This is a genomic window from Acinetobacter sp. ANC_7682 (assembly GCF_056779795.1).
On the sequence record NZ_JBWYIQ010000070.1, the window covers coordinates 1 to 1,212 of the forward strand.

The 1,212-nt window shown below is 44.2% G+C and carries 2 protein-coding genes; both read left to right on the plus strand.

Annotated elements, in window-relative coordinates; genetic code table 11:
- Positions 1-512, plus strand: a 512-nt coding sequence (locus tag AC1M9D_RS13985; protein ID WP_481612434.1) for a thiolase family protein, incomplete at its 5' end; no start/stop codon positions are given.
- 48 nt (positions 513-560) lie between these two features.
- Positions 561-1,212, plus strand: a 652-nt coding sequence (gene pcaD / locus AC1M9D_RS13990; RefSeq protein ID WP_481612435.1) for a 3-oxoadipate enol-lactonase, incomplete at its 3' end; no start/stop codon positions are given.

A 1,212-nucleotide genomic window follows, 5' to 3' on the forward strand; every position in this document is an offset into this window, starting at 1 on the left:
TAGAAGCGTTAACTAAGTTAAAACCTGTTGTAAAAGCAGACGGTACAGTAACCGCAGGTAATGCATCAGGCATTAACGATGGTGCTGCTGCGATTCTGATTGCGTCTGATGCAGCTGTAGATAAATATGGTTTAAAACCTCGTGCCAAAGTGATTGGTGCAACCACCGTTGGGGTTGAACCTCGCATTATGGGCTTTGGTCCTGCACCTGCGATTAAAAAACTGTTAGCACAAACCGGTTTAACACTAGAGCAAATGGATGTGATTGAGCTGAACGAAGCGTTTGCAGCACAAGCATTGGCGTGTACACGTGACCTAGGTTTAGCCGATGATGATGCACGTGTAAACCCAAATGGTGGTGCAATTGCATTAGGTCATCCATTGGGTGCATCAGGTGCGCGTTTGGTGACGACTGCACTGAATCAACTTGAAGCAACTGGTGGCAAATATGCATTGTGCTCTATGTGTATCGGTGTGGGTCAAGGCATCGCTTTAATTATCGAACGTGTTTAACTATTAAAAACCCCCTCCCTTTTCTCAAGGGAGGTCGGGAGGGATTCTATGCCTACTTTTTCTTCAAATGATGCGCAAATCAATTATCAAACTTTTGGTGATTCAAGCAAGCCTGCTCTTGTTTTCTCTAACTCTTTAGGGACAAATTTCAGCATGTGGCAATCACAAATTGAGTTTTTTAAAGCTTCTCATTATGTGATTTGTTATGACACACGTGGTCATGGTGCATCGGACGCGCCTCAAGGTCCATATACCATTGATCAACTTGGTCAAGATGTGGTGAATTTACTCGACCATTTGAATGTTGAAAAAGCTGCATTCTGTGGTATTTCGATGGGTGGTTTGACAGGCCAATGGTTAGCGATCAATCATCCTCAACGCTTTAGTCATGTGATTGTGTGTAATACCGCCGCTAAAATTGGCAATGAAAATGCTTGGAATGATCGTGCCGTATTGGTTCGTGAACAAGGTTTAGCACCGATTGCATCAACGGCTGCAGGTCGTTGGTTTACAGATCCCTTTATCCAAAGCAACCCAGCAGTGATTGAAAAACTTTCAAACGACTTAGGAGCTGGCAGCCCTGAAGGTTATGCAAGCTGCTGTGAAGCTTTGGCTAAGGCGGATGTGCGTGAACAACTCAAACAGATTTCGATTCCTGTATTGATTATTACAGGTCAACAAGACCCTGTGACCACTGTGG